Below are 21,272 nucleotides of genomic sequence, written 5' to 3' on the forward strand. Positions count from 1 at the left end.
CACTTTCCTCGTTTTAAAACTTGAATCTTTATTAATTATGGTTGAAAAATATTAGTCACGCTGGAATAAGTCTCTTGTATATACTTTGTCACGGACATCATCCAGACAAGAATCATAACGATTTGCAATGATACTGTGGCTGAGCTTTTTGAACTCAGCAAGATCATTTACAACTTTACTTCCGAAAAATGTTGTTCCATTTTCAAGTGTTGGTTCATAGATTACAACAGTTGCACCTTTCGCTTTGATTCGTTTCATTACGCCCTGGATACTGCTCTGACGGAAATTGTCAGAATTACTCTTCATAGTCAGTCTATAAACACCGACAACCACTTCTTTTTCTTTCGCTGCATCCCATGCACTATTCGCTTCATAAGCACCTGCCAGTTCAAGCACACGGTCAGCAATAAAGTCTTTTCTTGTTCGGTTACTTTCTACGATTGCACTCATCATATTTTGAGGAACATCATTGTAGTTAGCAAGCAGCTGTTTTGTATCCTTCGGTAAGCAATATCCGCCATATCCGAAAGAAGGATTATTGTAATGTGTTCCGATTCGTGGATCTAAACATACACCATTGATAATATCCTGTGTATTCAGTTCTTTCATTTCTGCGTAAGTATCTAACTCATTAAAATAAGAAACACGAAGTGCAAGATATGTATTTGCAAATAATTTTACAGCTTCAGCTTCAGTAAATCCCATAAATAATGTGTCAATATCTTGTTTGAGTGCACCTTCCTGCAGAAGTGCAGCAAAATCTCTTGATGCTTTTACAAGACGTTCATCATTTTTATCAGTAGAAACAATGATACGGCTTGGATAGAGGTTATCATAGAGCGCTTTTGATTCTCTCAAAAATTCCGGGCTGAAAATAATATTGCTTGTGTTATATTTCTTGCGGACAGAGTCAGTATATCCAACAGGGATTGTAGATTTAATCACCATGATTGCATCTGGATTTACCTTCAAAACAAGTTCGATAACAGCTTCTACAGCGGAAGTATCAAAATAGTTCTTCTTGCTGTCATAGTTTGTAGGTGCTGCAATGACAACAAAGTCAGCATTTTTATAAGCTTCCTCACCATCTAAAGTAGCTGTCAGATCAAGATCCTTCTCAGCGAGATATTTCTCAATATAATCATCCTGGATAGGAGATTTCTTGTTGTTGATCAAATCAACTTTTTCAGGAATGATATCCACTGCAGTAACGTGATTGTGCTGTGCAAGCAAAGTTGCGATAGAAAGTCCTACATAACCTGTACCTGCAACGGCAATATTAAGTGGTGCCGGTGAAGCGAGCTTAGTATTTGTGTTATCTACGAAAACTTCATCTGGTTCAAATCCAAGGGCTTCGCACAATGCTTCCAACTGTGGAATAGATGGAAGAAAATCTTCTTTCTCCAAGCGGGAAATTAATGCACGATTGATTCCTGTTGCATCGGCAAGTGCCTGCTGTGTCATGTTTTGTTCTTTTCTCTTTGTAGCAACCAAGTCAGCTAAAAGAGACTGAGATAATTTTTTCATGGTGAAATCCTTTCTTTAATGTGTGTATTTTAATAGTTATACAATACGATGTTAGTTTAAGTAACAAAACTACATTTGCTGATTATTGATTTTAACGTATTTATAGTAACATAAGATTGGAAAGGGTGCAAGAGGGGGATGAGAAAAGAATAAAAATGTTATGATAAATAACACGATTCGGAAAAGAAGAGAAAAAAGTAAGGTGAAATTTTGTTACTGAGAAATATGCGAAAAATTGAAATATGTTATGGTTGTGAAGTGGGATGGGTTTGGAAAAAGTGTAAAAAAGAAACTTGAGAATGCAATGAAAAAGAAATATAATTAATAAGAAAAGGAGAAGAAATATGAATGAAAAAATAAATATTAAAAAGACTGCAAAAAGAATATCTGAATTAAAGAGAAAGAATGGATTGAAAAATTGTGATATTGCTAAAGCATTATGTATTTCGGAAAGTGCGGTTAAAAATTATATGAGTGGAAGAACGATTCCGCCAATTGAGAGGTTGTATGCAATGGCTGAATTGTTTGGAGTGAAAAGTATCGAAGAAATAATTGTATTTGAATGAAAGGTGATAAAATGATTGGATCTTGTGAATTAAGAGAAAAAATGAAAACATGTTTGAGTAATGACATAGAGGTATTTACTACAAAAGGATTAAAAGAATGGTTGAAAGAGCAAGGATGTACATATAATGTAGACTATGAGGTAAATGCATTTAGTAATGCTATAACATATTTGATAAAAAAACATTATATTCTTCCTACAGGAGAAAAAGGAAAATATAAAGTGGTAAAAAAAGAAAAAGAGAAAGAAAAAGTGAATTGTAATAATATAGATGAACAAAATGAAGAAAAAAAGAGTAAAGATGAATATGTTCCAGAAAAAGCATTGGAGGAAATGCGAAGAAAAATCAAAGAATATATTGCAAATGAATGTAAAGAGCTAGAAGAAATTTTAGATTCCGAAAAACCATCTGTATATGGAAAAAATAAAAAAACATATAATGATATTCTGGAGTTGATAACATATTTACAAAATTTTAAGTTCTCGGTAGAAAAGTAGCTTAACTTTTTTTGTAAAAATTCACCAGAGCGAAAGCTGACGGCAGATCAGATTACAGTTGTGGAAAGTTCGCAAGATTTATTTGCTGATATTTCACTTGATGAGTTGATTTCATTTGAAAGTCAATTATATGATGATATGATATTTGCAATTTGTCATCCGGTAGGAAAAAAGATTTTTGAAATTATTAAAGAATGGAAGAATTTTATAAGTTTTGATGCAGATACATATTATCATGCTAGAAGAATTGAAACAGGTCAGGCACTGCTCTTAGATAAGGAAATGCTGAAAGCTCCACTTAATATATCTTCACATGGTCGATATAATGCAATTGGGAAAAGTTGTTATTATATAGCGGAAACGAGAGAGGGAGCATTAGCTAAAATTACCAAGCACTGTGGGGAAAAGAAAATTAGTCTCCAAGTGGTCGGACTTCAGCCTGTTAAAAAAGAGAGAATTATTGATTTGTCTGGTGAAGTTAAAGGTAATAATCGTTTTATAGAACATTTGCGTTTCATAGTGGAAAATGAAGAGGAGAAAATTGTGAAAAAGTATCTGCTTCCTAATTTTGTGGCGTCATGTTGTAAAAAAATTGGAATTGAAGGTATTAAATACAGAAGCACAGGGTATAATTGCTGTGTTTTGTGGAAAGACGATTACTTTGAATTTGTAGAGGGGAGTAGAAAAATTATAGCAAATGAGAGGGTTTATACAAGGGATATTTTAAAGAAAAATTAAAAAGAAGGAGTATGTGATAAAATATTATCGTCATGTAAGTAAAAATGAGAAGATCTAAAGAGATTATAACACAAGCTATTAGGCTGATAATTTTGATAAGTATAATTTTATTTTTCCTTCAAAGTAATATTTGTAAAACGATTCGAAGTGCTTTTTCTACATATATTTTTAGTTTTCATGGAAAATGCGAAACAATTAGTAACATTTTCATTGGAATTTTAAGTAGTGGAATATTATTGATATTTAGTGAAATTATAAATTATTTTCAGGATAAAAGAAGAATAGAAATTGAAATTCTGAAGTTATATCATAAATGGGAAACGGAATTATCAATAATAGATGGAATTGGTATGGAAATAGATGGATATATTAAATATATTCCGATGGAAGTAATTGATTTTGGAGAATTGGTAGAGAAAGTGTATAATGAGTATTCTCCATATATTAAGAAGGGAAAATATTTTGAATTGATTGGAGCATTATTTCGATATACTGATAGAATTCAAGAATATGTCGGAAAAATCAGATACAAAGAAAATGCCATAAAATACTTGCAAAAATGTAAAGAGCAATTAAAAGTTTTGAAAATGAGAAATACAGATGAAATGTCTTGTAAGCAACTAAAAAGTGATATTAAATGGTGTGAAAAGAAAATCCTAGAATTGGAAGAGGAAGATCTTGATATAGAATATATGGAAAGAAAAATCGATGAAGCAAGAAACGAGGTCGTTAATAATAATGAAGTAGCAAAATCACTTTTTTTTGAGTATAAGTTTAAATGCTTGAATAAGAGGGAAAAAGAGGACGAAGAGGATAAATGAAGACGTCAAGTGAAATTGGCAGAGAACGAAGCAAGAAGAAAAGCAAAACAGATGTATATGGAACATATTAGAGACAAGGATTAGCAAATGGAATATGCGATTGTTGTAGGGGAGTATTCGTGTTACAATACAAGTATATTTTAGGGAAAGGTAAGAAGAAAAATGGCAGAATCACTGTTAGAGATTTATAATCAGATTAGTATTCAACAATATAAAACAGATATGGGATTTAAGTCATTGGTAGAAGGAGTACAAGATAATATTTTTGTGATTCCAGAATATCAAAGAAAATATCGTTGGACAAAAGAACAGGTTGAGGAATTGGCAACTTCTTTGATTCGTGATTTGCCGATTCCTCCAATTTATACATTTCGAAATGAATTGGGACAGTTAGAAATTTTGGATGGTCAACAGAGAGTGATGAGCCTTTTCTTTTATTTTATTGGAAAGTTCTTCAAAAGTCCGAAGGAGTCGGTGTTTGATTACAGTGACTTAAATGTAAGAAATGATTGTAAGTTTGAAGAAGCATTGGAAGAAAAATATGATAATATAGTTCCAACTCAGTTTTTTATGACACTAAACGGAGAAAAATACGATATTAGCTACGAAACGCTTCCAGTGATGCTTAAAAGAAAGATTGATTATAGATCGATATCGGTAATTGAAATTAAAATAGCAGAAATTGAAAAGAGAGATGTGACCTTACATAAAATTTTTACCAATTTAAATAATGGCGGGACAAGACTATCCAATCAAGAATTGAGGAATGGAATTTATCCATGTGAATTCAGCCGAATGATTAATTCTCTGAATAAGCAAAATAAAAATTGGAGAAAATTGTATGGCAGAATTGATGAAGAGTGTAAGGATATAGAATTTTTATATCGTTTTTGTGCTATGAAGAAATATGTAGAATATGATGGAATTAATTTTAGGGTAAATAATTATAAAAATTCCATTAATAAATTGATTGATTGTTTCGCGGAAGCAGCTTATGATTTTGAATATGAGGAAGTTATGGGATATCAGCGGAGTTTGAAAACATTTATTGACCTGCTGGAAATTTCAAAAAAATATTTTTCAAAGACATTTTTATTAGAAGGATTGTTTGTCGTTTGGGCTAAGACTAGCATAGGACAGATAAAATTTACAGATGAGATTTGTAGTAAAATAGAAAAAGATAAGAAGATAAAGGAAACACAACAGGGGGGAACTGTTTCTATAACAAATATGAACAAGAGGTGGAAGCGGATATATGAAATCTTATCAAATGATGCTGAATAGAGTCTGCAATAGTATAATGAATGAGGAGTTGGTATATAAAGATACTATTATAATTGGAGATAATTCTAGTGGTAAATCAGACGTATTAAGACGGTTGATAGAAAATGATAAAAAAGAGCAGTTCTATTTTATAGATGCAGTAAATCGCTATTTTGACATAAGTCAGATTATGCCTTCGACTATTCCGGAAGTGCATTATTCGAAAGAGATTAATAAACAGCGCTTAGAAGAAGCGGTATTTAATCATAAAGATACTTTTTACTATGGTGGACCTAGGGCAATAGAAGATTTATACAGCAATTATTGTGGGCAAGTAGAAGCGCTGATGAATGAGTTCCTTCAGATATCATTTGCAATACGGCAGGGAGAGGTAGGATGGAATGTATATATCAATAATGAAATTGTTGAATTGTCTAGTGGTTATCAGGCATTGATTCGTATTTTTATGGAAATATTGTATTTCTCTGATACAAAATCAAAAGGAACCATTGTTATTGATGAAATAGACGAGTTCCTATCAGTAAAAAATAGTGGAAAAATATTAGGGTTTTTAAAAAATAAATTTCCTGAATTGAATTTTGTTGTTACAACGCATTCGGCAGATTTGATTGCAAATGCAGAAGAAACGAATTTGATTTTGTTGTATGGAGAAAATTTTGAGATATTAGATGCAGGGGATTTTTCTAGTATATCGCAAGTGTATGACATTTTCAGTGCCTTTTTTGAACAAAAAGAAAAAAATGATAAAGAAAAGCGAGACGAGATATTAAGAAGACTTTTTAACAACAAAATGTCAGGAATTTGGAATTCTGAGGATGAAGCTGAATTAGAAAAAATGAAAGCGGAGAAAATAACAAAAGCACAAAAGTTAATTGTTAAGCAGATAGAGGAGTGGCAAGTGTGATAGAAGAAAACTGGTTATTGGATATTCCTAGTTTTTTACCTGAATATGAGGCTGGAATGAACTATGGCTATAAAAATAAGCCGGGGAAAAATTTAGAAACACTTTTAAGAAAAACTAGCAATAATCATTGTATGTATTGTTATTCGTTGTTAAAGAATGACCGAGTAAATATTGGACATTTGGAACATAGTATAGAGAAAAAACTTGATGAAGAACATTTGACAGAATGTACTCCTAATATTGCAATAGCCTGTCCTAATTGCAATTTGTCTTTAAAGCGTGTGGGAGAACAGGAAAGATTAGAAAAACTGGAAGAGGCAAAAAAAGAATTTGTATTAGAAGTGCAATGTGATGGAAAAGAATGCAAGGTTGAGTGTGAAAGTTATAAGAAGTTAAAAAAGGAATACTGTAAGAAATCAAGAATTATTTTACAGCCGTTTGGAGTAAAAGGAGAAAATTCGAATCAGGAATATAGAATACAATATGATGTATATAATGCCGAATTTGTACCAAGTCAAAAATATTCTTATTCAGATGAGGATATAGATTATATTGAACATCATATCAATCAATTTAAGTTAAACGACGCGGGATTCAAAACGAAGGCGTTAGCAGATTTTGTGGAGGATGTTATAGAAGCAGACGGAAAATACAGAGAAAATAGTGAATATCCTAATTATATTGTTGATTTGTTCAAAGAAAAGATAAAAGGAATGGAGCAAGAAAAAGTATTGAGGTTATGTGAACAAATACATATTAAAAATATTACCTTATTTAGAAGCTAATCTGATAGTGTAGAAGGCATTATGAAACAAATGGGTTGAATTGTTCTGTGAAGAAAGAAAATGAAAGCTTCTCTGCAATTTATATACAGAGAAGCTTTCATAGAAAAAATATCAAATTTTATGCTTCCGGGATGTTATAGAATCCAATCAAATTCGACTCGATATAGACATCAGGATTTGTGATAGAGTAACGAACTCCTGCCTGAGCAGCAAGATTTATAACAACAGTTGGTTTATAATCTGTAAAGATCTGAGCAATCAAAGGCTTGTCAGCAATGGAACCTTTGATAAATTCCTAGGAAGAAGTGGAATGTTTCTGAGCTTCTTCCGTTATTTTTTCTAAACGATATTCTTTAGATGAGATGGCACCGATATATTCAAAAACAATCAAGGATGAATTGTTGTCAGGATATCCGTATATGCCATGTACGTTAGAAAAAGCGAAGGCATTAGAGAGACAACATAATCATAAGGGGGATGTTCAGAATATATCGGAGATGTATTGGGAAGAAGCGTATGATATTCTTGTAGAAGAATATTGTAGGGGGAACAATAATCAATTCAATGGAGAAAAGATATAAAGTCTGAAATGAAAGAAGGAAGGCTATTATGGCGAAAAACAATGAGAATGCTGCAAAAATACTAGATTATTGGTTTGCATTAGATTTTTTATCGCAAGACAAATATCCAGATTATGTGGAAATAAGAAATAAAATAAAAAGGCATAAAGAAGATTGGGCTAAAGGAAAATCTAAATACAAAACCATAGAGACATTTATACGGTTAGAGAAAAAGGATATTGCAACAAGGCAACTTTATGATGAAATTTATGAAGAAGCCAAATCTTGTGGAATGAAAAAGTGGGGGAATCTTACGGTATATATAGGCAGGGTAAAGAGGGAAAAGTGTATTGAGTGCATATCAAATATATTATCACTTCCTTCAGAAGCTGATAATAGGGTGGAAAAGAGTTCGGAACGTATTGCTTGGGCAAGTCTCCAGCTTTCACCAGAAGGAAAATATATTGAACATTCGTTATCACTTTCAACTATTTTATGGGCATTAGATGAAATAAAAGTTTCGAAGGAAAAGCTTTCAGAAGCCTTAGATAATCAAGAATATACGTTAGCAGTAGAAACATTAGAAAACAGATTTTTTGATAAAGAAAAAAGAGCAGAAGTAGAAAGTGAGAAAAAATTAGATACAAATAAAGTTAATATAGCATCAGATGGAAAGATAGAAGAGATTCAGAGATTTGATATTACAGCAGTTACTTTAAAAACGTTACAAGAATTATTCAAAGAAATTGAAAGAAGATATATCAAAGACAATATTGAAAATACTGTTGATGAAAATGATAATTATGAGGAAATATATGGAATAAGCTTTCAATTGTTTAAAGATGAGGAGACAAAATACAAGAGGGAAGCAGATAATTATTTGGGGTTAGAACAAAGCTATTTTTCGAATGACATAAAGATGGTGTTGGATTTAGCTAGGAATGATGAGCTTTCAAAAGATAAGTATTTGGGAGAAGATATACAAGAATACATAACAACATTAGTGAATTCAAAGAAAAATGAAACACGAAGACTAGATATGGTGAGACCTGATAATGGGAATTTGGTAAAATTTAAAAGTAATCTTTCTGAATTATTAAGAATTCAAAATGCACCTTTGGGAAAATGGCCATCTAGATTTATGCCGGCTTTCATGCAGCAAATGGCAATTAATTTGGCTATTGGAAAGGGAACATCACAGCTTTTTGATGTTAATGGAAAAATTTTTTCTGTTAATGGACCTCCGGGAACAGGAAAAACTACATTGCTTAAGGAAATAGTAGTAAATAATATTATTGAAAGAGCTTGTCTATTAGCAGAGTATGATAATCCAGATGATGCGTTTGTTCAATGTGATTTTATTCATGGCGATAAGGAGGAAAATGCATATTCAAAATATACAAGACACTGGCATCGTCTAAAAAACGATGAAATAAATAATTATAGTATACTCGTAACATCGTGTAATAATGCTGCTGTCGAAAACATTTCAAAAGAATTACCAAAAGGGGTTGTGGGGGATTTAAAAGCCTTAGAGAATGATTCTGTAGAATTGCGAAATGAGTTGGATTCTGTTGCAAAATTATTCGACCCTAAACAATCGGATATGAAAGAAAAAACATATCAAGAAGAGGTATATTCGGATATATATTTTACGAGATATGCTCAAACATTATTAGAAACAGAGGATGTATGGGGGCTGGTAGCTGCACCACTTGGAAAAAAATCAAATCTCAGTAATTTTTATAAAAAAGTTCTATATCCTCTATCCAGAGATTTTTATACAAAGAGAGGGACAGCTGAAGAGAGAGTGACAAAATATAAAAAAGCAAAAGCGGATTTTCTCAACCAATTAGAAGTTGTCAAAGAGCAGCAAAAAAGACTATCAGATTTAGGTGATTTGTTCGATTCCCTAGTTGAGGCAGAGCATGATAAGGAAGAAGCGAAAGAACAGGTTAGAATATGGAAATTACGATGCGAGGAATTACATGCTTCTTCGGAAAAAGATATATTAAAATTAACGCAACAGCTTTCTTTTGCAACTGAAAAAGTGGAAACATGTGAAGATATATTAGGGGAAATTCGGCAGAATATTGAAGACAAGCAAGAAAAGAAAAAGAAAACACATGATTTAATTAAACAGTTGCTGGAAGAAGAATTTTCTAAAAGAAATTCAGTGGGGATATTTACAAAATTATTTAATAAAGAGAAATATAATGTAGCAATGCAATTGGCAGATGAGTATAAAAAAGATGCTGATAAACAAAGAAAAATTGAGCTTGAATTGGAACAAGATCTTGAACAGTTGAAGAAAAATGAGCAGCAGAAGGAAGAGATAGTTGCTATAGCTAGAAAAGAAGTAGACGAATTAGAACAAAAAATTGATAATATAAAGGAACCGATGAGAGTTGCTGAAAAAAATAAAAGTGATGCAGAAATAGAAAGTCAAAGGACAGAACAGCAGTATCAGAATCAGAAAATGAAAATAGAAACAAAACGAGCAATTCTTTCGAAAGCATCAGATGTAGATGAAATGGTTATCTTAGATGAGAAATTTATGCGGGATTTATTATCAGACGATATAGATGTAGCAACTAAGGCTCAAGTGGATAATCCGTGGTTCACGCAACGCTATAATCGTGAAAGAGAAAAATTATTTGCATTGGCGATGCGAATGAATAAAGAATTTGTGATTTCATCAAAGAAATGTAGAGATAATTTTAATACGTTATCACAGTATTGGGGATTCAAAGAAGGTGATGAAAAGGAAAAAATAATATTTCATAAAGAAGATAGAGAGAATATGGTTGCATCTTTGTTTCAAACTCTTTTTTTACTTATTCCAGTCATGTCTTCTACATTTGCTTCTATAGGAACTTTATTAAAGGATGTAAAAAAACCAGGTAAAATTGGTTTACTGATAGTAGATGAAGCAGGACAGGCACAACCACAGATGGCAATAGGAGCATTGTATAGAAGTCGAAAAGCTATTATTGTTGGAGATCCAAAACAAGTAGAGCCGGTAGTAACGGATGATTTGCTGCTATTGAAGCATGCCTATAATAATATGCTCATCAAGCCGTATAAAAGCAAGACAATTTCGGTACAGAGTTTTGCAGATAGGCTTAATTTATTTGGAACATATTTAGATAATGGATCAGATTATCCAGAATGGATTGGGTGTCCATTGCTTGTACATAGAAGATGTATATCACCAATGTATGAGATTTCTAATCAATTGTCGTATAATGGTATAATGAAGCAACAAACACGTCCACCAAAGAAGGAAGTAGCTAAAAAATTTATATATGATAAATCACAATGGATAAACATTGAGGGAAAAGAAAAAGGAAATAAAAATCATTATGTAGAAGAACAAGCAAAGAAAGTATGTGAAATGCTAGAAGTTGCTTTTGAAAAAGATCCAGAACCCAGTCTCTACATAATTAGTCCGTTTACTACAGTGATTTCTGGAATAAAGTCCTACATTAAATCGTACTGTAAGTATAATCCTAATACAAAGATAAATGAGGAGTATATGCTAGACTATGATCAAAAGAGGATAGGAACTGTCCATACCTTCCAGGGAAAGGAAGCAAACGAGGTTATTTTCTTATTAGGCTGTGACAATTCCCGGGAAGCAGAAGGTGCCATAAAATGGGTAAACAAAAATATCGTGAATGTTGCTGCAACGAGAGCTAAGTTCAGGTTATATGTTATAGGAGATGAAGCTGCTTGGAATAAATCTCCATGTGTAAGTGAAGCAAAAAGAATAATGGATATCTATGCAATTAAAGAGATTAAAAATATAATTGAAAAGGGATTGCCGGAAGAGGAAAAAAAGAAAGCCTTATTAAATGCTTCTAATGCTTTACCATCCGTTACTCAGTTTATGACAATCAAAACAGAGGGAAAGGAAAGAATTTTAGATTATAGGTTCGATACGACTAATTTAATCCAAGGATTGACCAAAGAATTTATAAAAAATGATTTATCAAAAGAACAGCTCGAAAAATTTGGATTCAAATCAATGAAAGATTTGGAAATGTTATCTCAGAGAGTAAGAGCTAATGTTGTGTTGGGAATGAAATTATTTTATCTTCTTGAGCCGGTTTATAAAATCAATCATGATATGGATGCTTCTTGTTGTGCGATACTATTCTGTAAAGCAATGGAATTGCAAATGAAAGATTGCTTTATAAAAGGACTAAAAAAGGTATTGCCGGAATTTGAAATAAAAGGATTCGGAAAAGGACGCACAAAAGTGACACTGAAAGATGCAGAAAATAAAGAATTAACCTTAGGTACTTTTGTCACGATTATTCGAAGTAATCGTGAAACTCTTGGTCAACATATGCAGACTATAGGAAATACAGATTATGATCAAGTATGGTGGAGACTATTTGATGAGAGACTTAGTGAGTGTACAATCAGAAGAAATAAATGTTGCCATTCAGGGGTGTTTAATTGGAAGGAATTGTCATATTTACTATATGATATGTTCAAAAAGCATGAAAAGAAGAATATCGGTGGAGTGATATTTGAGAGCAGGGTTGGAACTAAGTTATAGCTGAATAATGTTAGGGTTAAGGGGCGAAGGTAAAAACAAAGGCGTTAGCAGATTTTATAGAAGTTAAGGAAGAAGTCGCAGCGATTGCCAAAATCATTGCGAAGCTGGAGTAGAATTAATAGATAGGTTATAAAAAGAGTAAACGAGGGTATGAAACTTTTTCTGTAAAATAATGTTTAGAAGGTTCTTCTATGATAAAATAAATATCATTAGGAGGGCCTTTTATTATGGCAAGACAAAAGAAACCAGTACATCGAGTACAAATGACAGAAGGTAAAAGAAACATTATCCATCAGTTCCTTGAAGACTTAGATGAATTTATAAATGGGTACAGCCATGAATATTCAAGTTTAATATAGTTGTTATTTTGTCACGAAATAATCCAATTGAAATTATTTGTAGCCAGTGCGGTAAGAATAAAGCAAATTGGGTAAATCCGGAAGCCTATTATGATGAAAAACCATTTTGGTGTGAGGAGTGCTTGAAAGAAGAAGCTGGCATGGAGGATATCTGTGGGATAGAATATATGCTTCCAGTATGTAATTCTCCGAGAATGGGAGTATGTGGTTATGAAGGAAGCACGAGATATCCAGACCAGTTCGAGCCAGATAAATAATTGGATAAAAAGTGCCATCAGTATTAGATTCACGAAAATATTTAATGATGAAACATAGAAGTTTATGTTAGCACATTTGTGTTAAGTACTATTAAAATTCAACATGACAGTCTGAAGATATTTAATAGTAAATGAATGTGATGGAGCAGAGAAATTGGTGGCAGGTTGGCACTGGATTATTTGATTAAAGTAAAAGATTACAGATTTTTGGAGGCGGATTGAATTGCTTGCAGGACAGGCAAATATTCAACCGCCCCCTTTCTGTATCTGAGCAACTTCCAGGGGAAAACATTTGCTGTTAAGAGCTTCGTACAATGATTCAACTGTGGAATAAATGGAAGATATCAGAAGAATGTTCAAGAGTCAAAAAATGTCGAAATTTGTCGAATGATTTATTTTGAACTAATCAATATATAGAATTAATATCTCGAAAAATGTGTTAATATAATATATATTGTACAAATACCAAGCGAATTAAGATGAAAAACGTATAGATGTTAATAAAAATACAATGGAGAAAGAATATGTTGAAAGTAAGAATAATTATTATTTTATATTTAATTTTAGTTATTATTTTTAATTTACCCAGTAAGAAGCTTGATAAACTTAATGAGAGAATGGAAGAAGCAATTAATATGAAATAAAAATTCAATGAGGACTTATATACTGGGATTAATGGAGAAAACAGGAGGAAAAGGATGAAAAAGAAATATACATTAGAGGAGCATTTGCATCAAGTAAGTAAACATCATGATACAAATCATAGTCTGCAAAGTGTATATGATTTGCAGAAAAGAAAGTTAATTAGATATTTATCTTCAATAGTTACGACTTATCCGACATACAGTACACACGATACGTGGCATTCTGCAAATATTGTATCAGCAATTGAAAACATACTGGGGAAAGATAGAATAAAGAAACTGACAGGAATAGATACATTCCTTATATTAATGTGTGCGTATATGCATGATGTTGGGATGTTATATACGGAGCAGGAAGTTCGAGAAATATGGGTGTCAAATGAATTCCAGCAGTTTTTAAAGGAATATCAATCGGATACTTCTACAATTGGAAAAGCTGTTAGAATATTATTGGATGTAGAAAAGGAAAAAGTGGAAGCAGCAGTGTGGCCTTTAGATATAAAGCAGGCAATTACGATTGTATTGATGGAATATTTCCGTCCACAGCATGGTCGACGTATTCAAAATTTATCGGATAAAGAAAATCGTATAGGAGAGCTGTTGCGTGTAGAGGATTCATTTCTTCCGGTACGTATCATTAAAATAATTAATAAGATATCTATGGCACATACGGGCAGTTTTGAAAACCTGTTGAACGATTTAGTGATTGTAGATACTTTTGCAGGGGAAGAATTTCATCCCAGACTAATTGCATGGTTACTTCGTATGGGAGATTTGTGCGATTTGGATAATGACAGGTTTAATAAAATTGGAATTGCAACATTTGGCACATTACAAGATGATAATCTGGCACATTATTTTAAGCATTTATCAGTAGAAACGTTGCATATTTCTACTGATAAGATACAAGTAGTTGCGAATGTTGATAGAAAGTGTATTGAGCAAGAGTGTGCGATAGACTGGATGAAGGAAGATGCTTGTAATGATAAAGAAAAATTTGAAAGTAGATGTATGAAAGTATATCAGCAGACAATTCGAGAGCATGTCAATTGGAAAAATTGGATGGAGGGAGAGGTTAATTCAGCAAAATTAAATGTGAACAAGATATTCCCAAAGCATTGGAATCGTAAGATTCCGGAGATAGAATATAAAATTCTGTTGAATGGGAAAGAAATATCATCTGGGAATCAGAATCTGAGATTTTCTTTTTCACAGGAAAAAGCGTATTCTTTGATTGAGAATATCAGTATTTATCAGAATGAAGGTTTTATTTTTATACGCGAATTGATACAAAATGCGATTGATGCATCCAAGATTCAGATTTGGAGGCAAATCAAAGGAAAAATACCAAAGTATAAATATGAAATTTCTCCGTTCCAGGTAGAGAGAATGTTTCCGGGAATATTTGAGAGATATGCAATTAATATTTCAGCAAAATATCATGAAGAGACAGATACTGTAGATTTTTCGATTGAAGACTCTGGTATAGGAATCAGTGTGAAAGAATTTCAGGAACATATTCTAAAGACAGGAAGCAGTTGGAAAAATCGTCAAAATTATAAAAAAGAATTTGAAAGTATGCCGGAATGGTTAAAACCGACAGGAGCATTCGGTATAGGTTTACATACTGTGTTTACTGTTACAGATGAGATGAAGATATATACAAAGTCAGATTGTGAAGAGCAAACAAACGAAATGTTGCTGTATTCCGGTAAAAAAAGTGGCTATGCATTTTGTCAGCAAGCAGAAACCCCACGTGCGCAAGGAACAAAAATATCATTTAAATTTCATTTGAATAAGGCTCAGAAGTCACAGTTTTTTGGAGAGATGGAGGGATCTTATTTAAAAGAATATGAAAATGAATATGAGAAATTAATTATCAATCATATAGAAAAATTTTGTAAAACGCCAATTGTACCAGTTTACTTTAATGAGGATGAATATATATTACCGGCATTGACGATGTCAACATGGATTAATGAATTGACTAGTTGTATCGGTGAATCATGCAAGGGAGATATTGATGGCAATAGTAGATATGAATATTGTTTTGGATATAATTATCAATATTTCATCGTATATGATAAGGAAAAAAGGTATGTAATAAATGCTAAAATTTTATCATATTCAGAATATAACAATATAGGGATACTATATAACATAAATGAGCAGCAGAATGTCTTGGCTTTTATGGGAATGCATGTAGAAGATAATATTAGTATAAGAGATGCTTTATTTGTAATTGATTATATGGATATTTTGGCAGGAGAAGGCAATGATGTAATAGATGCGGCACGAATGAAACTTACTTATGAGGTAAAAAAACAGATACGATTGTCATTAAACGAGATTCTTTCTTTTGCAAAAGAATGTTATATGAACTTGATGATAGAACAACGTCAGGATATGGTTGTAAGTGCATACAGGGAAGGAATAAGAGATCTAGCAACAAAGTATTATGCAAAGGAAATATCGGAAAATGATGTATGGCAAATTATATGCAAGAAGAAAAAATTGATTTTTCCGGCAGAAAGCACAAGAAAAGTAAGAACATTGGAAGTCAGGATTGTGACTTATCTAATGTGTTTAAATTTCGTAGATGCAGTTCTTAAGTTAGATATACAGGCATTGGCAGCTAATGAATACAGGGTGGATGCTGTGGACATGCTTCAGAAAATGGAAATAAAAGCATTTGAATTTCTGGATTATTTGCTGAGAAAATGGAAATCAGACTGGCGAGTGAAAGATTTATATTTTTTGCAACCATATTTTAATAATCAGTTGATTAATATTTTAAAACATTATTGCTATATCTGGGGACATATGATTATTCAGTATGCGATGAAATTGCAGAGGATAGATGGGCAAGAAGAAAAATGGAAGCAGTTAATAAAAACAGAATTTAATAAAAGATTTCCTAATATGCATCGGTGGAAAAAGACGAAATATATTCCAGAAAATATAATGACGATGCTTAGATATTATAGGGGAATAGGAGAGGTAAATCATTTTGAAATTTCGGCTATAAATGACTTGTTATTTCCTGCTTCGGCGATTGCCTTTAGAGAGTGGCGTTTTCGAGGAACATATCGTGATAATCTGTTGATGTCGTTGGAATTAGATCAGCCATATCTGTATTTGCTTTTAGATATTCCAAAAGACCGTGAGGTCAGCAGTCTGGAAAGAGATGTATGGATTTTGTATATGAAAGGCAGTATTTATGGTGGATTTGGATACGATATGATAAGTCCGGCTTCTGTAGAACAGATTATAGATGAGAAATCAGTAGTTGTTGCAAGAGAAAAAAAACAATTAGTTTATGATTGTATTCCCATGTTGCAAAGATTTGAAATAATTGGAATAGAGGAGTTAAAGAAAGGCTGGGGGCTTAAACTTGAGCCAACACAAAAAGGAAGTCATGGAATCAGTGCTACACAACAAGAAAAGTGGGAGATATATAGAAGATTTTGGGAAAAAATTGATAATTCTAGATTTTATCAACAGACAGATGAAATTGAAGTTATTATACCGGCATTTGATGAATATAGAGAAATAGCAGATTTTAATACAGGCTATAATGAGTTGTTGGAGGTACCATGTCTTTATGCAACTGTTCCGGCATGGGATTACCAAAAAGGCATAAGAGAATTTATGGATGAATGTAACATGAATGCGTGGAATCCCGAAAAATGTGTGGAAACGATTAAAAATAGAGAATTGGACAGAAAAGTAATAAATTATCTATGTAGGACAAAAAGTAATAATAGCGAGGCAGAACGTGAAAAAATAGAAACACTTTATAGAACATTTCTGCTGGAATTATTTACAGCGTGGAATGAAACCATCTCAAAAGGATAGAAAAAAATTATTGCGTACAAACTCTTAATGGGTTTATAATAAGACTCGGTTAAGAAACACAGGAGGAATCAATATGAGCATTAGAATTGGTATTTTAGGATATGGTAACCTTGGAAGAGGTGTAGAGTGTGCAATTAAACAGAATGCAGATATGGAACTGGCGGCAGTATTTACACGTAGAGATCCTGCGACAGTTCAGATTTTAACAGAGGATGTTCCTGTATGCCGTATTGCGGATGTGCAGGATTGGAAAGATAAGATTGATGTAATGATTCTTTGTGGAGGAAGTGCAACAGATCTTCCAAAGCAGACACCAGTGTATGCAGAGATGTTCAATGTCATTGACAGCTTTGATACACATGCAAGAATTCCGGAACATTTTGAGGATGTTGATGCGGCAGCTAAAAAAGGTGGTAATGTCGGCATTATTTCTGTAGGCTGGGATCCTGGTATGTTCTCTTTGAACAGACTTTATGCAAATGCAATCTTGCCGGAAGGTAAGGACTATACTTTCTGGGGCAAGGGTGTTAGTCAGGGACATTCGGATGCAATCCGCCGCGTGGAAGGTGTCAAAGATGGAAAGCAGTATACAATTCCGGTAGAGGCTGCGCTGGAAGCAGTTCGTAACGGGGAGAATCCGGAGCTGACAACAAGACAGAAGCATACAAGAGAGTGCTTTGTAGTGCTTGAAGAGGGGGCAGATGCAGCGAAGGTTGAAGAAGAGATTAAGACAATGCCAAACTATTTCTCAGATTATGATACAACCGTACATTTTATTAGTGAGGAAGAGTTGAAAGCAAATCACAGTGGAATCCCACATGGTGGATTCGTGCTTCGCAGTGGAAAGACAGGATGGGATGGAGAGAATAAGCATCTTATCGAGTATAGCTTGAAGCTGGATTCTAATCCGGAGTTTACAGCGTCTGTGCTCGTTGCATATGCAAGAGCAGCTTATAAACTGGCGCAGGAAGGTCAGTCTGGATGTAAGACAGTGTTTGATATTGCACCTGCATATTTGAGTGCGAAGAGCGGAGCTGAATTGAGAAAGCATTTGCTGTAAGATTAAAGTAAACGCTTTTGTTGTTTGTATTTCAGAAGTTGATAATATATCATATAAAGATAAAAATCGTTAAGGCTTTGATATGTGCCTTAACGATTTTTTGTTTCCATGTATGCAACATCTTCGGAGTTTTAAAAATTGCAAAAATTTTATGAACTAAAATTCAATCTGTTTTTTTATCTCAGCAATATTTCCGGTAAAGACAATACCATCCATTCCGGCATTTTTGGCACCTTCGATATTTTGTGGAAGGTCATCGATGAAGAAGCATTCTTCTGGATTGAGATTAAAATGTTTAAAGAAGTACTCATAAATCTTCAGGTCTGGTTTTGCCATTTTGATAGGACCTGAGAAAATGACGCCGTTGAAGCTTTTTAATAATTCTGAATCTGCCATATAATCAGCAAAGTAAGTAGGAGCGTTGGATAAGAGATAGATCGGGATTTGACGCTCATTTAATTCTTTGATAAATGCAAGGGTGCTTGAAAGGTGTGTGACTTCTTTTGGCCAGTCGTGAAAGAATGTACGGACGGTATCTTGAAGTCGCGGCGGTGTTAATTCCAGTGTACTTTGCAGGTAATCATCGTACTCGAGTGTGCCCCGGTCGAGGTCCGGCCATTGGCGGTAGACGATGTCACGCAGCAGGTCGGCATCTTCTTGGGATTCACAAAAGGATCTTAAAATGGCAAGACCATCGAATTTTGCAATGACATTTCCGTAGTCGAAAACAATATTTTTATATTTCATATCAGAGCCTCTTTTCTGCCCATTTTTGAGCAAATAATGTAAAAAATTAATTTTATTTTACAATAGATTGTTTCGTCTTGCAATTGCATAATTATGAAAAATAAGTTATACTTACAACCGAATATATTTTGCGGCTCATAAAAGAAGATTCGCATATATTTGGTAACAAAAGAGATGTTTTAAAATATGGGAGAAGTTATATGTGTGGAATAGTAGGATTTAACGGACACAAAAATGCAGCTCCGGTTTTGCTGGATGGATTGTCAAAGTTGGAATATCGTGGATATGATTCTTCGGGAATTGCGGTTCGTGACGGTGAAGCACCGGTCAGAGTGGTAAAAGCAAAGGGACGTCTGAGTGTTCTTTGTGAGAAGACAGATGATGGACGTGCGGTAGCCGGAAATTGTGGTATAGGACATACAAGATGGGCAACACATGGGGAACCATCCGAGACAAATGCACATCCACATTGCAGTGATGATGGTAATGTAGTAGGTGTACATAACGGGATTATCGAGAACTATCAGGAATTAAAGGATAAGCTTGTGAAAAAGGGTTATGTCTTTTATTCTGAGACAGATACTGAGGTTGCGATCAAATTGATCGATTATTATTATAAGAAGTATCTTGGTACTCCGATTGATGCAATCAATCATGCAATGGTCCGTATTCGTGGGTCTTACGCATTGGCAGTGATGTTTAAGGAGTATCCGGAAGAGATTTATGTGGCAAGAAAAGATAGCCCGATGATCTTAGGTGTGGAGAATGGTGAGTCTTACATTGCTTCTGATGTCCCGGCTATTTTGAAATATACTAGAAATGTATATTATATCGGTAATATGGAGATTGCCCGTCTGCAGAAGGGGAATATTACATTTTATAACCTGGATGGAGATGAGATCGAGAAAGAGCTTGTTGAGATCAAATGGGATACTGAGGCAGCTGAAAAGGGTGGATTTGAGCATTTTATGATGAAAGAGATCCATGAGCAGCCGAAGGTGGTAGAGGATACTTTGAATTCTGTTTTGAAGGATGGCAAGATTGATCTGACAGAAGTTGGTCTGACAGAGGAAGAGATGAAGGAAATTAGCCAGATTTATATTGTGGCATGTGGTTCGGCATATCATGTTGGTGTTGCAGCGCAGTATGTGATCGAGGATCTGGCAAGAATTCCGGTACGTGTCGAGCTTGCATCAGAGTTCCGCTATCGTAAACCGATCTTGGATAAGAATGGTCTCGTTATTTTGGTCAGCCAGTCGGGAGAGACCGCAGATACTTTGGCTGCACTTCGTGAGTCAAAGGAGCTTGGTGTTAAGACACTTGCGATTGTAAATGTTGTTGGTTCTTCAATTGCACGTGAGGCTGATAATGTATTTTATACACTTGCAGGACCGGAAATTTCGGTTGCAACGACAAAAGCGTACAGCACACAGCTGATTGCATCGTATGCACTGGCGCTGCAGTTGGCAAAGGTACGTGAAACGATTTCTGAGGAAAAATATTGTGAAATGATTCAGGAACTTACTACAATTCCTCGAAAGATTGGCAAGATTCTGGAAGATAAGGAGCGTATTCAGTGGTTTGCAGCGAAATATGCAAACTCAAAGGATGTATTCTTTATTGGAAGAGGAATCGATTATGCAATCTGTCTGGAAGGCAGCCTTAAGATGAAAGAGATTAGTTATATTCATTCAGAGGCATATGCAGCAGGTGAATTGAAGCATGGAACAATCAGTTTGATTGAGGATGGAACGTTGGTGATCGGTGTTCTGACACAGGATCATTTATATGAAAAAACAGTTTCAAATCTGGTTGAGGTGAAGAGTCGTGGCGCATATCTGATGGGCCTGACACATTATGGCAATTATAATATAGAAGATACAGCAGATTTTGCAGTCTATGTTCCGAAGACAGATGAACATTTTGCTACTTCATTGGCAGTTATCCCTCTTCAGTTGCTCGGATATTATGTATCTGTTGCAAAGGGATTGGATGTAGATAAGCCGAGAAACCTTGCGAAAAGCGTTACAGTAGAATAAAAATTTTATAAAAATTAAAAAAATACTTGAAGGTGACCTTAGGTCACCTTTTATAA

The 21,272-nt window shown here is 33.8% G+C and carries 16 protein-coding genes and 1 pseudogene; 14 read left to right on the forward strand and 3 right to left on the reverse strand.

The genetic code is table 11. The annotated features are described in order from the left end of the window. Positions 1-51 precede the first annotated feature (51 nt). Entirely contained in the window at positions 52-1,527 is a 1,476-nt protein-coding gene (locus LQE94_RS11470) for a nucleotide sugar dehydrogenase (protein ID WP_240577755.1), read from the reverse strand. Positions 1,528-1,871: 344 nt separating this feature from the next. Here LQE94_RS11470 and LQE94_RS11475 point away from each other — a divergent pair, with 344 nt between their 5' ends. The 7 genes from LQE94_RS11475 (at position 1,872) to LQE94_RS11505 (ending at position 7,122) form a co-directional block, all read left to right on the forward strand. Then, positions 1,872-2,093, forward strand: coding sequence for a helix-turn-helix domain-containing protein (locus LQE94_RS11475; RefSeq protein WP_118738513.1), 222 nt, complete (start codon positions 1,872-1,874; stop codon positions 2,091-2,093). Continuing rightward, positions 2,090-2,590 carry a hypothetical protein gene (locus LQE94_RS11480; protein WP_186864679.1) on the forward strand — a complete coding sequence of 167 codons (501 nt, stop codon included), beginning with the start codon at positions 2,090-2,092 and terminating at the stop codon, positions 2,588-2,590. Before LQE94_RS11475 ends, LQE94_RS11480 begins: the two co-directional genes overlap by 4 nt. 60 nt (positions 2,591-2,650) lie before the next feature. Then, the gene (locus LQE94_RS11485; RefSeq protein WP_240577756.1) at positions 2,651-3,328 is read left to right on the forward strand and encodes an RES domain-containing protein; all 678 of its coding nucleotides are present in this window, start codon (positions 2,651-2,653) and stop codon (positions 3,326-3,328) included. A 44-nt stretch (positions 3,329-3,372) separates the two neighbouring features. Beyond that, a complete protein-coding gene (locus LQE94_RS11490; RefSeq protein ID WP_240577757.1) occupies positions 3,373-4,149 on the forward strand; it encodes a hypothetical protein in 777 nt (258 codons plus the stop codon). Between the two features lie 162 nt (positions 4,150-4,311). Beyond that, positions 4,312-5,433, forward strand: coding sequence for a DUF262 domain-containing protein (locus LQE94_RS11495; protein ID WP_118738486.1), 1,122 nt, complete (start codon positions 4,312-4,314; stop codon positions 5,431-5,433). Beyond that, positions 5,405-6,337, forward strand: coding sequence for a hypothetical protein (locus LQE94_RS11500; protein ID WP_240577758.1), 933 nt, complete (start codon positions 5,405-5,407; stop codon positions 6,335-6,337). Before LQE94_RS11495 ends, LQE94_RS11500 begins: the two co-directional genes overlap by 29 nt. Beyond that, entirely contained in the window at positions 6,334-7,122 is a 789-nt protein-coding gene (locus LQE94_RS11505) for a hypothetical protein (protein ID WP_186864683.1), read from the forward strand. The genes LQE94_RS11500 and LQE94_RS11505 overlap by 4 nt, the downstream gene beginning before the upstream one ends. Positions 7,123-7,243: 121 nt before the next feature. Here LQE94_RS11505 and LQE94_RS11510 read toward each other — a convergent pair. Then, positions 7,244-7,486 (reverse strand): annotated as a pseudogene (locus LQE94_RS11510) (GDP-mannose 4,6-dehydratase); the annotation flags it as partial. Between LQE94_RS11510 and LQE94_RS11515 the strand changes: the two are divergent. The 6 genes from LQE94_RS11515 (at position 7,485) to LQE94_RS11535 (ending at position 18,430) form a co-directional block, all read left to right on the forward strand. Then, complete coding sequence (locus LQE94_RS11515) at positions 7,485-7,703, forward strand: hypothetical protein (protein WP_240577766.1); 219 nt, start codon at positions 7,485-7,487, stop codon at positions 7,701-7,703. The pseudogene LQE94_RS11510 and the gene LQE94_RS11515 overlap by 2 nt on opposite strands. Positions 7,704-7,731: 28 nt before the next feature. Next, positions 7,732-12,252 (forward strand): DEAD/DEAH box helicase, encoded by a 4,521-nt coding sequence (locus tag LQE94_RS11520; protein WP_240577759.1) that lies wholly within the window; start codon positions 7,732-7,734, stop codon positions 12,250-12,252. A gap of 227 nt (positions 12,253-12,479) precedes the next feature. Next, a complete protein-coding gene (locus LQE94_RS16250; RefSeq protein WP_276312745.1) occupies positions 12,480-12,611 on the forward strand; it encodes a hypothetical protein in 132 nt (43 codons plus the stop codon). Positions 12,612-12,619: 8 nt separating this feature from the next. Continuing rightward, positions 12,620-12,868 carry a hypothetical protein gene (locus LQE94_RS11525; protein ID WP_240577760.1) on the forward strand — a complete coding sequence of 83 codons (249 nt, stop codon included), beginning with the start codon at positions 12,620-12,622 and terminating at the stop codon, positions 12,866-12,868. A 698-nt stretch (positions 12,869-13,566) separates the two neighbouring features. Next, positions 13,567-17,370 (forward strand): HD domain-containing protein, encoded by a 3,804-nt coding sequence (locus LQE94_RS11530; RefSeq protein ID WP_240577761.1) that lies wholly within the window; start codon positions 13,567-13,569, stop codon positions 17,368-17,370. 73 nt (positions 17,371-17,443) lie between these two features. Continuing rightward, the gene (locus LQE94_RS11535) at positions 17,444-18,430 is read left to right on the forward strand and encodes a diaminopimelate dehydrogenase (protein WP_118738176.1); all 987 of its coding nucleotides are present in this window, start codon (positions 17,444-17,446) and stop codon (positions 18,428-18,430) included. A 156-nt stretch (positions 18,431-18,586) separates the two neighbouring features. Here LQE94_RS11535 and LQE94_RS11540 read toward each other — a convergent pair whose 3' ends face one another. Further along, positions 18,587-19,177 carry an HAD family hydrolase gene (locus tag LQE94_RS11540; RefSeq protein ID WP_240577762.1) on the reverse strand — a complete coding sequence of 197 codons (591 nt, stop codon included), beginning with the start codon at positions 19,175-19,177 and terminating at the stop codon, positions 18,587-18,589. A 200-nt stretch (positions 19,178-19,377) separates the two neighbouring features. On the opposite strand from LQE94_RS11540, the gene glmS reads away from it, so the two are divergent. Further along, positions 19,378-21,216 carry a glutamine--fructose-6-phosphate transaminase (isomerizing) gene (glmS, locus tag LQE94_RS11545; protein ID WP_118738174.1) on the forward strand — a complete coding sequence of 613 codons (1,839 nt, stop codon included), beginning with the start codon at positions 19,378-19,380 and terminating at the stop codon, positions 21,214-21,216. Positions 21,217-21,272 lie beyond the last annotated feature (56 nt).

The sequence above is a fragment of the Mediterraneibacter sp. NSJ-151 genome (assembly GCF_022487435.1).
Lineage (GTDB): Bacteria > Bacillota > Clostridia > Lachnospirales > Lachnospiraceae > Schaedlerella > Schaedlerella hominis.